We start from the raw sequence: 19,889 nt of genomic DNA on the forward strand, positions 1-19,889 counted from the left end.
ATATCATCTATGAACTTAAAAAATCACTTACAAGAGTTAGAGGAGAAATTGCTAACCCCTGAAGTCCGTTCATCAAAAACGGAACTGAAAAAATTACTAGCTGATGAGTTCTTTGAGTTTGGAAGTTCTGGAAGGGTGCTGTATAAGGATGAAGACTTTGAAGGTGGAATTGGTGTTATTAAAGTTAAATTGAGCAATTTCGAGATACATCCTTTATCGGATGAGATCGTGTTGGCAACATACCGAACTTTTAATGAGCAGACGAAGCAGTATGCCTTACGGAGTTCTATTTGGAAACTAAATGAGGGTAAATGGAAAATGGTTTTCCACCAGGGAACTAAAACGGGTCCATCATTGTAAGTTTTGGAATAGAAGTCTCTTTCCCTAGTAACTCAGTTAAACTTCTTGTTGAGTAAAAAGGAAAATTGTGTAATAATAAAATGGAAAAAATTTACTTGAATTTCTAAGAGGGGGACCGTGATTATGGATGATTTTACAAAGGAACTTAAAAGAATAACAAAAAAGTACCCAGTCCTGACAACTTTGCTCCTAACCCTATGGATTTGGTATGGCTCCTATCGTCTCGGCGTTAATATGGGAGAGTTCTTTGCTAATATTAAAAACTGAGCCTTGTTTCAGCAAGGCATTATGTTGAATGATCGCTTCAAAACTGATAATTGACATCTGAAAGGTGAGCGCATGGAGAATACATCATCGGTGAAAACAATCTTTGCGTCTATGCAATGGTTGTTTTTTATTTTTGCGAATACGGTTGTTGTTCCGGTTTCGATTGGAGCCGCCTTTGGACTGGATAGCGGGGAAATTGCCGCGATGCTGCGAAGTTCATTGATTTTTACAGGGGTGGCTTGCGTCCTGCAGGGAGCGTTTGGTCATCGTTTTCCATTAATGGAAGGTCATTCAGGATTGATGTGGGGACTGATCCTGAACTTGAGTTTGGCTGCGTCGTCTCTGGGGATGAGCCTTCCACAGATTGGCGGAGGCATTGCATCGGGAATTTTACTTGCCGGTACTGTTACCCTTGTGTTTGGGCTATTTCGGATTGTTTCCCATATACAAAAGATCTTCACGCCAATGGTGATGACTGTTTACTTGTTTCTCCTTACATTTCAGCTAATTCTTATATTTTTCAAAGGAATGTTAAAGGTATCTGAGGACGGAACGCTTGAGCTGCCAGTTACTTTATTTTCATTTGCGGTGGTCATTTTGGTTAGTTTAATGAAAATAAAAGGGAACGAGACTGTAGGGAATTTTTCCATCTTGATTGGTATGCTTCTGGGTTGGGTCATTTATGTCATCCTGTTTCCTTCTGAACAAGGGACGAGCAGCCAATCTTCAATGGAATTTACTTTTTTCCCGCTTGGAAAACCGAACCTGAATTATGGTATTATCGCAATCACTTTTATTGCCAGTGTCATTAATTTAAGCAATACGATCGCATCGGTCCAGGCAGCTTCCAAGCTTACTGGCGAAGACGCCTCGCAGTCCAGGTTAGATAGGTCGTATCTTTTAACAGGATCGTATTCGATTGGGGCTGCTATTTTGGGCCTTGTCCCTTATGCTCCGTTCACATCCTCAGTCGGATTTCTGGAGAGCACGCGGATTTTTGACAGGAAACCGTTCCTGATTGGCGGCGGGTTGATGGCCATACTGGGGATTATTCCCTTACTCGGTGCATTGCTGGCAACTTTGCCGATCACGGTGGGGAATGCTGTCCTATTTGTTGCCTATATTCAGCTATTTGGAACCTCCTTTAAAAGTTTAAACGGTTATATATTTGATTCTAAATCCATTTTCCGTCTCGCGGCGCCGGTATTGCTTGGACTGAGCATCATGAATCTGGATCCCGTGCTCTTTACCGTTTTCCCGGTGATTCTGCAGCCGCTTCTTTCAAATGGTTTTATCATGGGTGTTTTGTTATCCATAGTGTTGGAAACGTTTATACGATGGGATGAGAGGGAAGACCAACCGGTTAGCGGTACAACACCGAATGTATAACACTTTAATCAGAGAAGCCATGTGACGTTGAAAAACGAGAAAAGAAAACATGAGGTGTTTATTTGGGGGAGTTGTTATTCGGCAACGAGGAAATTTATATAATTGTTTATTGCTTTATTTTATTGTGGATCAATCTTGACTACCTAAAGGAATATAAAAAAATCAAAAACACTCTTAGTGATATTTCATCTGAAGAAGATCTGGAAATAAATCCAGAAAGCTTGTCTTTGGTATTCTTAGATTTATTATTTAATTTTTTCAGAAGATGGTTATTATACATCCTTGCCGTGTTAATCACCGGAAACGTATTTGTAGTGATTGTTTCAGTCCTTTTATTCTTCCTAGGGTTATACGATGTCTTATATAATTACAGTCTGGCAAAGTTAAAAAAATCAAATCTTAAGTTTTACCTGGCAGGCTTGGATACGATTTATGTTTCGATTTTTGTCTTTTATCTGTTTCTCTCATAAACAATTAACAAAAGGCATTGGCGTCCAATGCCTTTTGTTATGTCTGTTCCTTAATCGAACTCCATAGTTCCTTTTGAACGTGATTGGTATTCGGCGAATTTTAACAGTAAATAACTTAAGATTACGTAGTTTGGGTAATGGTATCCAAGAAAAAAAGGGGGGAAAATATGAATAGTCCATTAAGTGAATTACTTTTGTTAAGTGCTTTACTAGCTGCTCTTCTATCTTTTATCTTTGGGACTAAACTCGCTATGCTGTCTGGGGTTTTTATTAGCCGATGCAGTCTTGCTTCAATCAAAAAGGGAAGTGAAGGTGCGGGAAGGAGACAATAACTGAAGGGATTTTTAAAAACTCTATTGTTAGAGCAACTTAATCTGATAAAAAAAGGGCATTGCAAAGTTTGCAATGCCTTTACAGATCGTTCAACTAACTTTGAGGGGCTCATCGTTCATTGTAGGTTGATGATCTTTAGAAGTAGACTCTTTATTTAAAGCTAGTAAAAATATCATTCCAATGATGCAAAGTGTACCTAGCCATTGAAAGAGCCCAAAGGGTTCTTTCAACCAAAAGACTGTGGTGAGTACGGCGGCTAGTGGCTCCATGCTGCCTAGGAGGCTTGATTCTTTAGGCTGGAGGCTTTGCAGGCTTTCGATATAGAACCAAAACGCAATCATTGTTCCGAATATGATGACGAATATTAAATAAAGATAGGCTTCAAGATTTAGTGTTTCAAAGTCCATTTGCCAGGGTGGTTGAATGAAACTTAATGCAATACCACCGATGATCATGGCCCATCCGACGATCACAAGTGAATCGTATTGTTTCAGTAACGGAACGGCATAAAGGGTATAAAATGCTAAAGCTATGCCAGATAATACACCCCAAATAATAGCAGGTGCCGGCACTGACAATTGAGAAAATGAACCGTTCGTCAATAAGAAAAAACTCCCCACAAGCGCCAGGGAGACAGTCAGCACGTCTCGTCGTGTCAGGACCGTCTGTTTCCGGAAAAGTAAGTATACAATGATCATAACCGGCGCCAGATATTGTAAGAGTGTCGCTACAGCAGCATTTCCATGTTGAATGGAGGCCATATAGGTATATTGCACTCCCAGCATACCGAGTAACCCGAAAATCATTAAATGGGTTGCTGTCTTACGATTTTTCCAAACACCAAATATTTGGGAACGGTCTGCTCTGAAAAAATGAACTGCAAGAAGTAAAATACCTGCTATAAGTAATCTGGTCGTAACCAACCAATCTACATCGATCTGATATTCGTGAAAAAGCTTTTTTGCCACTGTTCCGCCGATTCCCCAAAATACCGCTCCTGTTATAACAAGAAAGATTCCCTTTCGTCTATTCATGTTTGATTTTCCACCTTTAATTATAAGAATAGTATATGATATTTTATATGATAAGTAGAAAAGGTCAGGAATAATACCTGAATCGAATGAAAAAGTATAAGAATATTGAGGTGGTAATATGCAGGTGAAAAATTTTATGGTGGATCAAAGTTTAAAAGAATTAACCGAGCATCGTACAGTTGAGCTGCCTATTGCTTGTTACGAAACAATCATTAACCAGAATATCAATGGGTATATACCACTTCATTGGCATGACGAATTTCAATTCGTACACGTTGTTAAAGGGGAAGCCGTTTTTCAAGTGAATGAAGTGAATATAAACGTAAAAGAAGGCGAGGGTCTTTTTATCAATAGTGGCCGGCTGCACATGACTAAAGATCTGAATGAGTCAGGCTGTGTCTATATTTGTTTAAATGTTACCCCTTCTTTTATGTTATCGCAGGAACTTTACACCACCTATGTGAACCCTTATATTCAAGCAACTAATCTACCATACTTTCTTCTGGACCCAAAGGAGGTCTGGGCGAAAAATATTTTGGAGGCTATTGTAAAAATCAATCAATTGATACAGGAAAAGTCACCATATTATGGGATCGACATCAGCAGCCAGCTAATGTTCATTTGGAAAAACCTAATTAAAAATGGTTTTTCATTAAAGTACGAAGAAACGGAAATCATCAAGGGCCAACGAATGAAGCAAATGCTAAATTGGATCCACGAACATTATCATGAAAAAATCTTATTAGAGGATATCGCACGAGCTGGTCAAATAAGCCGTTCTGAGTGTTGTCGATATTTTCAACGGGTTTTAAAGAAGTCACCTTTAAATTATGTGACCGATTATCGGATTCAAAAAAGCTTAATTTTATTGCAACAACCAGAATCCAACGTCACAGATGTTGCGTACCAAGTAGGATTTAACAGCACAAGTTATTTCATTGATAAATTCCGCAAATCGATGAACATGACCCCTTTGGCGTACAAAAAGCAGAAAGCCTCCAATTCATTTTTACAATAATAAAATCAGTAGTTATCATTTTTTTACGCCTCTATTTATTATTTTGAAGGGCTTTTCTGAAAATAAAAGAATTAAATAACATACTAGAATGTTAATAAAATGTTACATGCACGGAGAAACCGTTTGGCTGGTAGAGGCATATTTTCCGATCGTTAAATATATTTTAAGGAAAAAAAGGGGAAGTTTCATGTTAAATCGAGTCATACAGCATTTTGGATTGCAGATACAAGAATTAAACGAAGTTGAAGATTCGCATAGTTCAACAGTCTATAGAAGTAAATTGTCAAATGGAACAAATGTATTCTTGAAAATCCCTTATACAAAACTGAAATTTCAGCGTGAGTTAGAAGCCTATGAAATTTTAAAAGGACGTGTCTCCATTCCTGAAATGTTGGATTATTGGCATGGAGATGAAGAGTGCTCCGGTGCATTCTTATTATCTGAATTAAATGGGAAACCATTAACACGGGATGCTTCGCCTGAAGTGGCGTTTCAAGTCGGAGTTCTTCAGGCTGAGATGCACGCCATTCGGCCGCCTGCTGGAAAAAAGTTAACTGGCATACAAAATGAGTTTGCGAACTGGTCTGATTTTGTACAGCAGCAATTTTACAGTTTTGCTGAGGACGTTAAGGGTATTTTGGATCCGATATTATATGGTCAAGCCATTGATAGATTTGAGAAAATGAAGCAACAGCTGCCATCCCCGGATGGACCGAGTTTTGTACATATGGATTTTCGTCCAGCCAATATTATCGTTAATGGTAATACGGTCTCAGGAATGATTGATTTTGAAAGCGTACGGTATGGCTCGACTGAAGTTGATTTTACCAAACTATATAGAGATTTTTTACAATTTGATTCAACATTTTATAATGCTTTTCGAGAAGGTTATAACAGCATCAGACCATTAATTGATATGGAAATAGTCCTGCCTTTTTACCAATTCACCGATGCGTTCAACAGTATTGGCTGGTGTAAACGGAGGGGAATTGAAAAAAATACTGTGTTTCTTGAGGAAAATTTAGCAAGGTTAAAAAGCTTTTTACAATAAATCTGATAGCTCATTTTTTGCAAAATGTGAAAGGTGATTTCTCTTAAGAAGGCGGTAAATAAGTGTCGGAAAAAATAAGATTAATCGGCGGGTTTCATAATGAGGTGTATTATCTTAAGGATGAAAACAAAATCCTGAGAATATCGGAAGTTAATAAAACTGAACAGAGTATCCTTCAAGAACTTGAATGGATGGAGTTTTTGCAAAAAAACGGTATACGTATACCTTTGCCTGAAAAGAAATTAAGAAACTACAATGGCCGAATAACTACTTTCTTTGAATATATTGAAGGAAATCCCGTAGAGGTTAAAAATCAGGGGTTCTGGAATAGCAAGACGTTTGAAAAGTTGGGCAGGATACTCGGAAAGATGCATGCTTTATCAAAGAACTTTGAAGTGGCCGAGATACACCGTCCAGTTTGGACAAAAGACAAACCGGATGTTTTTTCTATAAAAAGTAATTTGGATCCTGGTTTGAAGAGGATTTATGATGATTTAATGGGGAAGCTGCTGTTTGATCCTGTTGCTGTGGATACCTACGGACTCATTCATAATGATTTCCATCAGGGCAACCTAATTGTCACCAATCAAGGGGATATCGTTGTTATCGATTTTGATGAATGTTCGTATAACTGGTTCGCCCAGGATGTAGCTGTATTCTTTTACCATGCATACTGGCAGCAGCAGTCCTTCAATGGGATGACAGATGATTTTTGCCAGGAGTTTTTGCATAGTTTCTTTGCTGGTTATCAGGCTGAAAACTTACTACATGAGATCACTATCAAGCAAATCCCAATTTTTCTTAAGCTAAGGGAAATTTACTTATACCAGCTATTTTTACAGAAGTGGGACTTGGACCAGCTAGAAGAATGGCAAAAATTTACCCTGGATAATCTGAAAAATGTAATAAAGAATCAGATGCCATATGCTGGTATCTTGGATTTTTCTGTTTATCTATAGATAATGTTGTGACGTGCAAATTTAAGGGTAGTGGAATATAAAAATGATTTGCTTTATATGAAACGAATGGAGATTCATGAATCAATAAGGAAACGTTTGTTAAACTTATTATGAGGGATTTAATCTTAAGCGAAAGAGGGATTTGATGAGACTATCTGGGAATACAATACTTATTACCGGCGGGGCCGCAGGGATCGGCTTTGCGTTTGCCGAGAGGTTCATAAAAGCAGGCAATAAAGTGATCATATGCGGCAGACGAGAGTCGAAGCTCCAGGAAGCCAAGGAGAAATATCCTGAACTGATCACACGTGTTTGTGATGTCACTAAAGAAACGGATCGAATTGCATTATTCGACTGGGTGACGAGCGAACACCCAGATGTGAATGTCCTTGTAAACAACGCAGGCATTCAGCAGCGCTACAATGTTCTTAAAACGAACGCAAAGGAAGATTGGAATTATTACAGTCAAGAAATTGCTTCCAACATAGAGGCCCCCTTTCATTTTTGCATGCTGTTTGGGCCACACTTTGCAATTAAAGATTATAGTGCGATCCTAAATGTATCATCTGGTTTAGCTTTTACACCAATGGCGATTGCGCCGATTTACTCGGCTACGAAAGCAGCTGTCCATTCATTTACGGTAAGCTTACGGCATCAGCTTGAAGATACATCCATTGAGGTCATCGAAGTTGCACCTCCGGCAGTTAATACCGATTTAGGCGGAGCAGGTCTACATAGCTTTGCCACTCCTGTAGATGAATTTGCCGGCGCAATTTTTAAAGGCCTTGAAGCAGGCGAAACTGAAATTGGTTATGCACGTTCTGAAAGTGCGAGAAAAATGTCACGAGATGAAATTGATGAGTCGGTAAGGACCATGTACGAAAATATGAAAAATACCATTCTATAATTTACAAAAAAGGTATGTTAGAGACGAGGCAAAAGGTCGCCAATAGATGGCGATCTTTTTTTCTGATCAGCAAATCTGAAGCAGGATTATTTTAAAAAATAAAGAATAAAAAGTAAGGATTGGCTAATGGGGATAGGAGAGAAGTTTCATGACAAGAAAAGGGGTTAGTGAAAAACATGACAATAGATATTATAAAGTGCACTATTGAAGATTTGCAAACACTTCAAGAAATTAGTTATCAAACATTTAATGAGACATTCAAAGATCAGAATTCACCCGAAAATATGACTGCCTATCTCGACAAGGCATTTAATTTAAATCAATTGGAAAATGAATTAAACAATGCTTCTTCGCAATTCTTTTTTGTTTATGTTAATGATGCAGTCGCTGGTTACTTAAAGGTCAATTCAGACGATGCACAGTCTGAAGAAATGGGTGGCGAATCGCTTGAAATAGAAAGAATTTATGTGAAGAATGAATTTAAAAAACAAGGTCTCGGAAAGTATCTGCTAAATAAAGCGGTTGAAATTGCGTTTGACACGGATAAGGAGAAAATCTGGCTCGGAGTATGGGAAAAGAATGAAAATGCTATCGCGTTCTATCGTAAAATGGGTTTTGTCCAAAGCGGTGCCCACTCTTTTTATATGGGCGATGAAGAGCAAATAGATTTGATCATGATTAAGACGCTGGATTAACTTTTATCAGGGAGCAGTATGTAATGAAAGATAAATTGATTGAAAACATTCAAAAGGAGTGTCCTGGGCTTTTCATTGAAGATTATTATTTAAATGAAATGGGCCAGAATAATGACGTCCTAGTTGTTAACGATTCGCTGGTGTTTAGATTTCCGAAATTTAAAAGCGGGATAATACAATTAAAACGAGAAGCGGAAATTTTAAAGTATATTAGCTCAACCGTTTCAGTATCAATTCCTAACCCTATTTACGATTCCCTTCATGAGCCAGAACCAGGGAAGGTCTTCACTGGGTATAAAAAAATTGAAGGTGAGCCGTTGTGGAGGAAAAGTCTATTAGAAATCAAGGATAAAGCGAAGGTTAGAGGCCTGGCCGCGCAACTGGTTGCTTTTCTAGCAGAAATCCATTCGATTCCCGGGGAAAAAGCAAGTCAGGAACTGAATCTTGAGGTTAACCATCCACAGGAGGAAATGTTCGAACTTTACGAGAAGATCCAACAAAAACTATTCCCTTTTATGAATGGTGATGCACGAGAGAAAGTATCAGAGTCGTTTATGGTTTTTCTAAAAGGAGAGGCACTTTCAAATGTAAAGGTAACACTCATACACGGTGACTTCGGAGCGTCCAACATCTTATGGAATTCAGATAGCGGTGAACTATCAGGAATCATCGATTTTGGCGGTTCTGGTGTGGGAGATCCGGCGTATGACTTTGCAGGCATACTTGCAAGCTATGGAGAAGAGATTTTTAATATGTGCATTGATCTATACCCAGGCGGTAAAAAAATAGCTGATCGCGTAAAATTTTATAAAAGTACATTCGCGTTGCAAGAAGCGCTGCATGGAGTCGAGAATAATGACGCGCAGGCTTTTGAAAACGGGATAAAGGGTTATAGATAGGTGGTTTTTAGACGCGAATTGTCTGAAGGAGAGCTAAGTTCGGTCAAAATAGAAGCTGAAGGCGCACAAATTGTCTGAAGTGGGACCATGTTCAGACAAACCGAAGCCAAAGCTGCTCAAAATGTCCGAAGCAGAGCCATGTTCGGACAAAATAGAAGCTGAAGGCGCACAAATTGTCTGAAGTGGGACCATGTTCAGATAAACCCGAACCCAAAGCTGCTCAAAATGTTCGAAGCAGGGCCAGGTTCGGACAAAACAAAAGCTGAAGGCGCACAAATTGTCTGAAGTGGGACCATGTTCAGACAAAAGAGAAGCCGCGGCTGCTCAAATTGTCCAAAGTAGCTCCAGGTTCGGACAAAACAAAAGCCCCATCCGCTCAAATTGTCCGAAGTAGCATCAGGTTCAGACAAAACAGAAGCCGAAATTGTTCAAACTGTCTGAAGTAGTTCCAGGTTCGGACAAAACAGAAGCCGAAACTGTTCAAGTTTTTCCGAAGTAGCTCCAGGTTCGGATAAAACAGAAACCGCATCCGCTCAAATTGTCCGAAGCAGAGCTATGTTCAGACAAAACTACAGCCGAATCCACTCACTTTCTCCGACCACCAAATTGTTCAGCCCTAAACTAAGGGTTGGTAGACTTTCCATATCCAAATAAAAACAATTTACATTATATAAATAATCCACTATAATTAGCTTCAGTAATCCCGACTAAACTTATAAGAAAAGGAAGTGTTTAGTTTGGCTCAAATAAATCTAAACAACAATGAAGCTAAACAATCTATAAATTTAAAGCTATCACAAACTACAGTAGTAACAAAGCTGAATCCAGTTCAGAAGCCGTTTGTGATGCTTGGTGTTTTGGCTTCTGTCATTATGCTCATCGCAATTTTAGCGGTGGCAAATGGGACGCAGGGTGTGTTGTTCATTATTGGTCTTGCGCTAGGTGCAACTCTTCTTCACGCCCGCTTTGGTTTTACATCGGCTTTCAGGAGGTTTGCATCTGTAGGGAATGGTCAGGGACTACAGGCACATATGCTCATGCTTGCCGTGGCATCCACGCTGTTTGCAATTATTTTAAGCACAGGTTTTAGTTTTACAGGCATTGAACCTAAGGGGTATGTCTCACCTGTGGGAGTAAGTGTTCTCGTTGGGGCATTCATGTTCGGTATAGGAATGCAGCTCGGTAATGGCTGTGCTTCAGGAACCCTTTATTCGCTTGGAGGAGGATCTTCTTCCATGATTCTTACTCTCTTATCATTTGTAGCAGGATCCACTCTTGGTGCGTACCATTTTTCATTCTGGATGGAAGATACGCCTGCACTTCCTCCAATTTCGCTAGCGACCTCTACTGGTCTGGGGTACGGCGGTGCACTGGCAGTCCAGCTTGTTCTATTTGCATTTATTTACTGGATTACACTGCAAATTGCTAAAAGAAGAAAAGCACCGGTGATGAAGGCTCTTCCAACCACTACTGGCTGGAAAAAGTTATTGCGCGGTTCATGGCCGCTTTTTGCTGCCGCTATTGTCTTGGCAGTTTTGAATGCTCTTACGCTCACAGTCCGGGGAACACCATGGGGAATCACTTCAGCTTTTGCTTTATGGGGTGGAAAAACTCTGATGGCCATGGGAATTGATGTCACGTCTTGGGGATATTTCGCGACAGATGCTAATATTGCTGCGCTTAACAATACAGTTCTTGCTGATTCCACGAGTGTCATGAACTTCGGAATCATTCTTGGCGCATTTATTTCAGCAGCTTCCCAGGGTAATTTTAAGCCTGGTAAAATAAAGCTAGGTGTTGCAGGAGCTTCCATTATTGGCGGTCTTTTGATGGGCTATGGAGCGAGATTGGCCTTTGGATGCAACATCGGTGCCTACTTCGGCGGAATTGCCAGCTTCAGTTTGCATGGCTGGGTATGGGCGATCATGGCTATGCTTGGAACGATGGTAGCTTTATTCATTCGCCCGCTATTCGGTTTGAAAAATCCAAAACCTAACGATTCGGTTTGCTAGTTTAGATGAATAAAGATTCCTTAAAGGCTCGGAGTATGATTCCGAGTCTTTTTTTGCACCCAAGCACCAGTTGAGGGTTTATACATATAAACGGATTGTTTGGAAACTCTATATTCGAATTAACAATTAGGAGGGAAAAACATGAAGTTTTTTCAAGGGTTAACAATCTTATTAGTCATTGCTTTAAGTTCTGGGTGTGCGATGAATAATGGAGCTAGAGAAGATGTCAGGGATGACAATAATACCAGGATACAAAATTACGATCAGACTGACAGAGGTGCGAGAATTCTTGATGATAATCTCAATGGCAATAATAATGATGTGCAAATGCGAGTTCACGATGATGTTAAAAACAAAATCGAGGATTTAAAGGAAGTTAGAAGAGCGCATGTTATTGTTACAGATAATAATGCATATGTAGCAGTTGTATTAAATAATGACGAAACTGGCAATATCAGAAAAGATCTCGAAAATAAAATTTCTGACAAAGTAAAATCCACCGATAAAAGTATCGATAATGTTTATGTTTCAAGTAACCCTGATTTTGTTGACCGTATGAGTGATTATGGCAATCAAATTCAAAATGGAAAACCGGTACTTGGCGTGTATGATCAATTCAAGGAAATGGTTCAACGAGTATTCCCGTCAGCTAGATAACTGTTTTTGAATGCGTTAATCTGAAAAGGATTAACGCTTTTTTGTGCATATCACTGGTCGTATAGTATAAGTTACAAACCAATCATCCAGCATTTTAGATCCGATGAAGCAGGTAATCTGAGGGTTTTGCAGAATAAATATAAATATATGCAGAAACAACCGTAGAAAAAGAGGAGGGAGAGATTTGCTGCAGAGAATTGGGAATGCGCCTTACTTTTTATTGGTCATCGCTGCTTTGTTCTGGGGCGGCAATGCGGTGGCCGGCAAGTTTCTCGCAGGTTCGCTTCCGCCTGTGACCATATCGTTCACTCGTTTGGCGATTGGGGTGCTGATTATGTCACCGGTGATCATCAGACTGTTTAAGCATGAAAGAGCTGCCTTCCGCGAGAACTTCAAGCTGCTTTTGTTCCTGGCGGTGACAGGTGTGATTGGCTTTAATTTGCTAATCTACTGGGCTGTCAATTATACAACTGCCATCAACGCGACGTTATTGAACAGCACGAGCCCTTTGTTCATTTTCCTTCTGTCAGCGTTGTTGTTCGGGGAGAAGATGGAGCTGAGGTACTGGGTGTCGATGGCGATTTCGATGCTTGGGGTCCTTGTTGTCATTACGCATGGTTCCTTTGAAAGGATGCTGTCCTTGCACTTTAATATTGGTGACCTGATTATGGTTCTGGCTGTAATCTTGTGGGCATTGTATTCGATTTATATTAAAAAGATTTCAGGAAAAATGCCTTCATTGGCGATTTTCGGATTTACACTGGCGATTGCTTTTTTGTTAATGATTCCTGCGGTGGCAATCGAACTGTTCATGGTCCCTGTGGGCAAGGTGGGACTTGAGGAATGGAGTGCGCTATTTTACATAGGAATATTCCCATCCATTTGTTCTTTTTTATTATGGAATCGCGGGGTTGTGCTAATTGGGCCGCCCAGGGCCTCGATATCATTGAATTTAATTCCGGTGTTTGGCACCGTGTTCGCATTCTTTGTTCTCGGTGAGGTGATATCTTTGCCGCAAATCCTTGGTGGTTGCCTTGTTTTTGCAGGGGTGTTCATCACTTCTTTTACCAAAAAGAAAACTGTACAATTAGCAGAGGAAGCATAGAAGGGGGTTTAGAAGATGTACGAAGAAGGGTTTGTGGAGGTTACCGGCGGAAGAGTCTGGTATGAAATTTACAATAAGGATGCCACGGGTACACCGGTTGTGATATTACACGGAGGACCAGGATCCTCGACTTATTCATTAAAAGGATTGAAGGCGCTTGGCAAGGATCGTCCAGTGGTGATGTACGATCAGCTTGGGTGTGGAAAGTCGGATCGGCCGGATGATCTTTCTCTATGGAAAATCAATCGGTTCGTTGAGGAATTGGGACAGATTCGCGAAGCATTGAAGCTTGACGAAGTACATATTCTTGGTCACTCCTGGGGAACGACGTTGGCAGCGGCATATGTGCTGACGAAACCCGTTGGCGTGAAGAGCGTGATTTTTTCAAGCCCGTGCTTGAGTGCTCCTATGTGGGAAGCGGACCAGAAGCGGAATATCGCCAAGCTGCCGGCCGAGGTTCAGGAGACGATATTGCGCTGTGAAGAAAGCGGCGAGACGGATTCCGAGGAATTCAGTGCCGCGATCAAGGTGTTCAATAAGGAATTTGTATACCGCGGTGAACCAGATTTGGAGTGGATTAAGGCTGGAGCTGGAATGAGGAATCCTGTTGTGTATGAAACGATGTGGGGACCTTCCGAATTCACGGTAAAAGGGAATCTTAAAACCTTCGATTGTACCCAGCAATTGGGTGAAATTGAGTGTTCCACACTTTATACATGCGGCTTTTTTGATGAGGCAACTCCAGAATCGACACAGTATTACGCCCAAATGACACCAGGTTCAGAATTCCATTTCTTTGAAAAAAGTGCCCATATGCCTTACATAGAGGAATCTGAAGAGTATTTGCGGGTAATTAGTGAGTTCCTTGAAAAAGTCGATCGCCAGGTGTGACTTTTGCTATACTCCCTCACGAATCCTTTGTGCTATGGTAATAGTGTTAATCAAGCATAAAGGAGTTTTTTTACATGAGCTGTGGATGTTCTCGATTGGAAGATGGCAAAGCAATTGTCGACCATGTGAAAAGCAAAGGAAAAGAAAAAATCAAGCCGCGCGTCGCACACCGAATTGCCTGCGAATGTGGCGAAATTTTCACGTTGGAAACGGTCATCACTAATTGCCCGAGGTGTGGCATGACATATGGCGTTACCCCATGCAGTTCCGGGGATATCAATAAAGTGAAGGCTGCTGGAATTCAATATGCTTAATAGTAAATCTCTCGAGAAATCGAGGGATTTTTTATGTCCGTTCAGATAGTACATCATCGTTTTCATTTTTTGCGAAATTGTTGAATTTATGATCCAATATAAGAATTCCCTTTATGCTTCCTTTAACCAACAAAAAAGTAAAGGAAAGAACCATAAAGGTAATATAGCTATTCCACCCTTTACGATATTCAACTAAACCAGTGTTCTTTTCAAGCCAATGCTCCAAAATCGTCATTGGTCCACTAAATAGCGGTACGCTTAATATAGACTTTAAGGTATTCATTTTGTTAGTGAATTGATTATACATCACACATGTTAAAGGAAACAGGACGTATAAAAAAACAATGTTGGAATCGAAAAATTTAGGGTAATAGCGATGTGGATATTTAACATATTTCCTTTTTATAACGGGACCGTCAAAAATGGTAGAGACCAAGGTCTTGATAAAATAAATAAGAACCCAATCCTTAAATTTATATTTTTTTCTCGACAAAAAGAAGATGCTTCCGAAAATGCCGAATAAGGTCAAGATATTTAATATGGTTCTGTCTTTCATGTGTCCGCCGCCTCCTGACCTATAAACTGCCCTGTTCATAAAAAAATATGTGGATAAAAACATTCCAAAACACGAGAATTGAATAACGTGTAGAAGTTTCAGGGCAATTTGTGAAAAATGTCGATTACTGTCTTGAATTAATGTCTTAACTGTTCCCAATTTCCGGATAAGCCTATCAAAAAAGAATTAATATGATAAAATCAGATGAGAATAAAATCAGGGAGCATAAAATGAATTCTAATACATATTTTTATCAATTTTTAGAGCCGCTTTCAAAGGAACTGGCATTGCTGGCCAAGGAACTGGAAAATAGTATTTTTTCTAGTCCAAGAACGATGCTGACACATTCACGGGTATTTATTGAAAATATTTTGCAGCAGGTGACTAAACAAGAGGGAATTTCTGAGGATGCCCGGACTGGTTTGAAAGAGAGGCTGGATTTGCTCAATGATCAGGGATATTTGATTCCTGAGATTCGAGATGCGCTGCACTTGGTTCGGAGACTGGGAAACCAGGCAGCGCATGACGCGCGGATGTTCCGCTATTCTGAAGCACTTTTATCATGGGAATCTTTGTACAGCATCGTCAAATGGTATGTCGAGGTGTACGGTCCCGTTGAAGTGGCGGTGCCTGAATATCAGGATCCTTCGCCCCAGGCAGAGAAGGTGTTCGATATGACAGAGCTTGAGATCAGGTTGAAGGGGTTAGAGGAGTTGTTGAAGAATCCACCCGTACAACTTGGTGAGACTCAGGCCATGGAAGAAGTGGCCGCGGCAGTTGCTGAGCCGATCGCAATTGAAGTTCAGGAGACACCGGGTTTTACACCAATCAGGACAATCACATACAAAGGAAAATCCCTTGAAATTCCTTATTTTCTGCGGGATGCATTCTTGTTGCCGCAGCGTTTTGATAAGTCTGAAACCTTTTTAATACGACTCGGTGCCGAGCAAGAGGCTCGAATCATGAGTGAGCTGCCAAGCAATCTTGAAGGTTTGCATAAAAATGTGAAACGTTACAGTGATAAAAACGATGAGCAGTTTTTCGAAGAGCTTGGAATTTTTATCGAAGAGGAGAAAGTACGAAGGAATTTGATACTGAAGCGCCAGGGTGAACTGTTTTTCTTTTACAAAGCGAATCACCTTGTCGTGACAGATGAGTTGAAAAAGGTTCAATTGACTGCTGAGGAATTCACGGGGATTCCCAGTTTGTTGAGGCAGTTGAATGAAGACCAGATTTACACCGTTGGTCAGCTGCCAATGGAGCTAGTCATTTTGGCTAAGTATGACAATGTCGGCGTTGGCACGGTTGAAAAACTGTATGAGCAGTTGAAGGCCAAAGTGGCTGAAAAATCAGGTCAACATGAGGGCGATTTTTCAACAGAGCGGAAAAGCTACAAAAAGTGGGATATGTTGTTTGTGAATGTAAAGCTTGGCGGCAGGGAGTCCACGATTGAGGGAAGCAGTGTGCCGGCAATTTTGAAGGAAGCATTGAAGTGGATGGAGGATAACCATCTTCCTCTGTATGATCTGGTTAGAGAGGGAATCATTCTCGGTTCAACCGATAACGGCAAACGTTATGCTATAGCCTTGCAGCCGATTCATCCGGACCAACGGCCATTCACACAGCTGCATACCTTTGAATCAAATATAACTGGAAACGTCTATTATTTGGAGACGAAAATCAATCCAAAATCTGGGCTTGAAACACTTGGGAAAATCCTTACACGGCTAGGTGCTGAGGTGGAGATTCCATTATTGAGTGGAGAATAGAAAGAGAAAATGCCGTGGCTTGGTGTATACCACGGCATTTTTGTGACTCGTTTACTTCCTCTTTTGCGCTTTCATCTTGTTCATTTCAAGTTCCGCAGCATATTCCTCCTGCGATTTCCCTTGCTTGAAACTCTCAGACTGGATTTTCTTGAACTTGTTATCGTTTTGGTTAGGCATGCCAACACCTCCTTTTAACATCAGTATTTTGTTCTAATGATGGAGGATTATTCTGTAATAAGGTCTCTGTCATATTTTCATGAACTCCGTTAAAACAACAAGTTAAATTTCTTATAATTCAATATAAACTTGCTATTCGGGAAATATTGAAAGCGCTTTACTTGTGAAACTATTCACAAGTATAATGATAGTGTAGATAAAACATAACTCATTTTCCGGGAGGAATTACAATGTTAGCTGACCTTATTTATGAATTCAAAAGCTGGTGGATTGGAGAATTGCCAAAGGTCGGACATGAGGAATTTAACAAAATTGAATCAAAGCATACTAGAGTTCATCACGATGAAGACATTTATGAAATTATTCGTGTGCATTAGATCGATCAATGGGAGCCTTCTTTTAAAAGGAGGCTCCTTATTTGTTTTTGCAGAAATAAAAGAGGCAACAGTTATTATGCGAAGTGTATACTACCAGTAACTTCATTATACTAAGCCCAATGATGATGAAATTATCATTAACAGTTTTAATTATTCAGGTAAGTAAAAATAGGGGCTTCATCATATTTTAACAACCCACGAAGCAGTGGGTTCTTCATCTAGAATTATAACTCGCTTTTCTTACTCCTCTTTTCGACTCTTTCTAGAATAGAAATCCCGATCACACCGACCCACACGAATACCAAAAACCAAAGAAAGTATTGGTCGATGAAACTTTTTCCTATCTTAAAAAAAGATAAAGTAATGGCTATGATTCCGATTGCACGTAAAATATTGAATATTCTTCTTAAATTTCGTTTCATATGATAATCTCCCCGAATCACTATTTCCATTATTATACATTATTTTCTTCTAATGGGTAAGTTTTTTCTATGTGAAATACTAATTTTGCAACCATTTTCGTTAGGAAAACTTTTTGCCTCAAGTTTAAGTCTTTACATAGGTCATTTTTTGATGTTACTATTCAACTAGTTAGTTGAATAGTTGAGTGTGGAGCGATATTAATGGAGCAAAGAGATTTCAAGGATTTTGTATATGGAGAATTTGCGCGGATTGGGAAAGCCATCTCCAGTCCAAAGCGAATCGAACTTTTGGATTTGTTGACACAAGGACCTAAGACGGTAGAAGCTTTGGCCACAAATACTAGCATGAGCATTGCAAATACCTCCAAGCATCTTCAGACCTTACTTGAGGCGAAGCTCGTCACTTTCTCGAAGGACAAAAACTATGTGATTTATCAGTTGGCGAGTCAACAGGTGTTAATGTTTGTACTGGCATTAAAGGGGACAGCAGAAGACCGCATTTCGGATATTAATATTCTGAGGGAAAGTCACATACTTCGAGATCAATCATTAAGTACGATTTCGTTTGAGGAGCTGGAAGAAAAATTAAATAGCGGCACTGTTACTTTATTGGATGTCAGGCCAGCTGACGAATTTAAGCATGGTCACTTGCCGCATGCCTTGTCAGTACCTATTTCTGAATTAGAGAGCCATCTTGACTCTCTGTCAAAGGATAAAGAAATTGTAGCATACTGCCGCGGACCCTATTGTGTCTATGCGACAGAAGCAGTGGAACGTTTAAAGGCCAGAGGATTCCGGGCAACTTTACTCGAAGCAGGTGTAAGTGAGTGGAAACAAATTCAACATTAGTGAGCAGGAACCGAGTTCTTCTGCCTTATAGGAGGTTAAATGAATGCAACCTAAAATAGGAATCAGGGAAAATAGGGTGCAATTTGTCCTGCTGGTCTTGACAAACCTTTTTGTCGGTTCGATGGTTGGGATTGAGCGCACGGTTCTTCCATTGTTAGGGGAGGAACAGTTCGGGTTGGCTTCTGCCAGCGCGGCACTCTCCTTTATTATCAGCTTTGGATTTTCCAAAGCGATCGTGAATTATTTTGCAGGCCAGATCGCTGACCGGCTTGGCAGAAAGAAAGTGTTGCTTTTAGGGTGGTCCATTGGTCTGTTTGTTCCGATTTTAATTATTTTTGCGCACGCCTGGTGGATGATCATAATGGCCAATATTCTCCTTGGCATTAATCAGGGCTTGGCATGGTCAATGACAGTAAATATGAAAATTGACATCTCAAAAGCTAACCAGCGCGGGACAGCTGTCGGAATGAATGAATTTGCCGGCTATTCTGGTGTAGCGATTATGGCGGCTGTTTCCGGATATATAGCCTCGTCCTATTCATTGAGACCGGAACCATTTTATATTGGAATCTTCATTGTCATTATCGGAATGTTGCTTTCCTTGATTGTGAGGGATACAAGTGAACATTTAAAGCTTCAGATTAAGAACAGTGGTGCTGGTGGTTTAGGGTCAGGTCGTTCAGCAAAAGAAGTTTTTGCACTCACTACCTGGGGGAACAAAAATCTTTCCACCATCAGCTTTGCTGGTCTCTCGACGAATCTAAAGGATGGCATGGCATGGGGCCTTTTCCCGATCTATTTTACTGCTGCTGGTTTATCGGTAGGGCAGATTGGAACGATTGTTGCAGTCTATCCAGCTGCATGGGGTATATTTCAACTTTTTACCGGAACATTAAGCGACAAGGTTGGAAGAAAAGTACTGATTACTTATGGCATGTGGACTCAAGCCGCAGCACTATGGTTGATTCTTGCTGCAAATCAATTTGGTTTATGGATCATCGGCGCACTTCTGCTGGGACTCGGTACTGCCATGGTATACCCAACACTGCAGGCGGCCATCAGTGATGTCGCCGAGCCGGATTGGCGCGCTTCTTCGATGGGAGTTTATCGCTTTTGGAGAGACAGCGGCTATGCATTCGGTGCATTAATGGCTGGAATCATTGCGGATTTGCTGGGTGTCAATTGGGCAATCGGATTGGTTGCTCTGCTGCCATTCACTGCAGGCCTGCTGGCAATAGTACGATTAAAAGAAACGATGAAAAAAGCGGCATAATTAGGTGAAGGAGTGACATGGAACAGGTGCAATATTTCTTAAATAACTGGGAATTATCGCAGTGAATTTCCAATTCGCAATAAAAAAGAAAAAGTCGCTATAAAA

General features: G+C 40.4%; 21 protein-coding genes. 18 read left to right on the forward strand and 3 right to left on the reverse strand.

From position 1 onward, the window contains the following. The first annotated feature begins 9 nt into the window (after window positions 1–9). The 3 genes from J7E38_RS10040 to J7E38_RS10050 all read left to right on the forward strand — a co-directional run bounded on the left by J7E38_RS10040 (window position 10) and on the right by J7E38_RS10050 (window position 2,818). Window positions 10–360 (forward strand): nuclear transport factor 2 family protein, encoded by a 351-nt coding sequence (locus tag J7E38_RS10040; RefSeq protein WP_214705613.1) that lies wholly within the window; start codon window positions 10–12, stop codon window positions 358–360. Between the two features lie 339 nt (window positions 361–699). Then, window positions 700–2,016 carry a uracil/xanthine transporter gene (locus tag J7E38_RS10045; protein WP_214705614.1) on the forward strand — a complete coding sequence of 439 codons (1,317 nt, stop codon included), beginning with the start codon at window positions 700–702 and terminating at the stop codon, window positions 2,014–2,016. A gap of 637 nt (window positions 2,017–2,653) precedes the next feature. Next, window positions 2,654–2,818: a hypothetical protein gene (locus J7E38_RS10050; RefSeq protein ID WP_214705615.1), complete on the forward strand. Its 165-nt coding sequence runs from the start codon at window positions 2,654–2,656 to the stop codon at window positions 2,816–2,818. Between the two features lie 90 nt (window positions 2,819–2,908). Here J7E38_RS10050 and J7E38_RS10055 read toward each other — a convergent pair whose 3' ends face one another. Beyond that, complete coding sequence (locus tag J7E38_RS10055; protein WP_214705616.1) at window positions 2,909–3,853, reverse strand: DMT family transporter; 945 nt, start codon at window positions 3,851–3,853, stop codon at window positions 2,909–2,911. Window positions 3,854–3,971: 118 nt separating this feature from the next. Here J7E38_RS10055 and J7E38_RS10060 point away from each other — a divergent pair, with 118 nt between their 5' ends. From J7E38_RS10060 to J7E38_RS10110, 11 genes are all read left to right on the forward strand, one after another. Next, window positions 3,972–4,871 (forward strand): AraC family transcriptional regulator, encoded by a 900-nt coding sequence (locus J7E38_RS10060; RefSeq protein ID WP_214705617.1) that lies wholly within the window; start codon window positions 3,972–3,974, stop codon window positions 4,869–4,871. A gap of 187 nt (window positions 4,872–5,058) precedes the next feature. After that, entirely contained in the window at window positions 5,059–5,922 is an 864-nt protein-coding gene (locus tag J7E38_RS10065; protein ID WP_214705618.1) for a phosphotransferase family protein, read from the forward strand. Between the two features lie 62 nt (window positions 5,923–5,984). Further along, complete coding sequence (locus tag J7E38_RS10070; protein WP_214705619.1) at window positions 5,985–6,881, forward strand: phosphotransferase enzyme family protein; 897 nt, start codon at window positions 5,985–5,987, stop codon at window positions 6,879–6,881. Between the two features lie 145 nt (window positions 6,882–7,026). Next, window positions 7,027–7,788 carry an SDR family oxidoreductase gene (locus J7E38_RS10075; RefSeq protein ID WP_214705620.1) on the forward strand — a complete coding sequence of 254 codons (762 nt, stop codon included), beginning with the start codon at window positions 7,027–7,029 and terminating at the stop codon, window positions 7,786–7,788. A 176-nt stretch (window positions 7,789–7,964) separates the two neighbouring features. Continuing rightward, window positions 7,965–8,483: a spermidine/spermine N(1)-acetyltransferase gene (paiA, locus tag J7E38_RS10080; protein WP_214705621.1), complete on the forward strand. Its 519-nt coding sequence runs from the start codon at window positions 7,965–7,967 to the stop codon at window positions 8,481–8,483. A 23-nt stretch (window positions 8,484–8,506) separates the two neighbouring features. Then, complete coding sequence (locus J7E38_RS10085) at window positions 8,507–9,382, forward strand: phosphotransferase family protein (protein WP_214705622.1); 876 nt, start codon at window positions 8,507–8,509, stop codon at window positions 9,380–9,382. Between the two features lie 845 nt (window positions 9,383–10,227). After that, on the forward strand, window positions 10,228–11,394 hold the full coding sequence (locus J7E38_RS10090; protein ID WP_215038459.1) for a YeeE/YedE family protein: 1,167 nt from the start codon (window positions 10,228–10,230) through the stop codon (window positions 11,392–11,394). Between the two features lie 141 nt (window positions 11,395–11,535). Next, the gene (locus J7E38_RS10095; protein ID WP_214705624.1) at window positions 11,536–12,051 is read left to right on the forward strand and encodes a YhcN/YlaJ family sporulation lipoprotein; all 516 of its coding nucleotides are present in this window, start codon (window positions 11,536–11,538) and stop codon (window positions 12,049–12,051) included. A gap of 184 nt (window positions 12,052–12,235) precedes the next feature. Beyond that, on the forward strand, window positions 12,236–13,156 hold the full coding sequence (locus J7E38_RS10100) for a DMT family transporter (RefSeq protein ID WP_214705625.1): 921 nt from the start codon (window positions 12,236–12,238) through the stop codon (window positions 13,154–13,156). 15 nt (window positions 13,157–13,171) lie between these two features. After that, complete coding sequence (locus J7E38_RS10105; protein ID WP_214705626.1) at window positions 13,172–14,047, forward strand: proline iminopeptidase-family hydrolase; 876 nt, start codon at window positions 13,172–13,174, stop codon at window positions 14,045–14,047. Window positions 14,048–14,121: 74 nt separating this feature from the next. Continuing rightward, window positions 14,122–14,361, forward strand: coding sequence for a hypothetical protein (locus tag J7E38_RS10110; RefSeq protein ID WP_214705627.1), 240 nt, complete (start codon window positions 14,122–14,124; stop codon window positions 14,359–14,361). A 31-nt stretch (window positions 14,362–14,392) separates the two neighbouring features. On the opposite strand, the gene J7E38_RS10115 is transcribed toward J7E38_RS10110, so the two are convergent. Further along, window positions 14,393–14,917, reverse strand: a complete 525-nt coding sequence (locus J7E38_RS10115) for a CBO0543 family protein (protein ID WP_214705628.1) — start codon at window positions 14,915–14,917, stop codon at window positions 14,393–14,395. Between the two features lie 230 nt (window positions 14,918–15,147). On the opposite strand from J7E38_RS10115, the gene J7E38_RS10120 reads away from it, so the two are divergent. Continuing rightward, entirely contained in the window at window positions 15,148–16,686 is a 1,539-nt protein-coding gene (locus tag J7E38_RS10120; RefSeq protein ID WP_214705629.1) for a DUF4145 domain-containing protein, read from the forward strand. Between the two features lie 51 nt (window positions 16,687–16,737). Here J7E38_RS10120 and J7E38_RS24085 read toward each other — a convergent pair whose 3' ends face one another. After that, a complete protein-coding gene (locus tag J7E38_RS24085; protein WP_285291722.1) occupies window positions 16,738–16,863 on the reverse strand; it encodes a hypothetical protein in 126 nt (41 codons plus the stop codon). A gap of 230 nt (window positions 16,864–17,093) precedes the next feature. Here J7E38_RS24085 and J7E38_RS10125 point away from each other — a divergent pair, with 230 nt between their 5' ends. The 3 genes from J7E38_RS10125 (at window position 17,094) to J7E38_RS10135 (ending at window position 19,784) form a co-directional block, all read left to right on the forward strand. Beyond that, window positions 17,094–17,240: a hypothetical protein gene (locus J7E38_RS10125; RefSeq protein ID WP_214705630.1), complete on the forward strand. Its 147-nt coding sequence runs from the start codon at window positions 17,094–17,096 to the stop codon at window positions 17,238–17,240. 623 nt (window positions 17,241–17,863) lie between these two features. Continuing rightward, window positions 17,864–18,511 carry an ArsR/SmtB family transcription factor gene (locus J7E38_RS10130; RefSeq protein WP_214705631.1) on the forward strand — a complete coding sequence of 216 codons (648 nt, stop codon included), beginning with the start codon at window positions 17,864–17,866 and terminating at the stop codon, window positions 18,509–18,511. Between the two features lie 43 nt (window positions 18,512–18,554). Beyond that, window positions 18,555–19,784: an MFS transporter gene (locus J7E38_RS10135; RefSeq protein WP_214705632.1), complete on the forward strand. Its 1,230-nt coding sequence runs from the start codon at window positions 18,555–18,557 to the stop codon at window positions 19,782–19,784. Window positions 19,785–19,889 lie beyond the last annotated feature (105 nt).

Origin of the sequence: Bacillus sp. ISL-35, assembly GCF_018613355.1 — a bacterium.
GTDB lineage: Bacteria > Bacillota > Bacilli > Bacillales > Cytobacillaceae > Mesobacillus.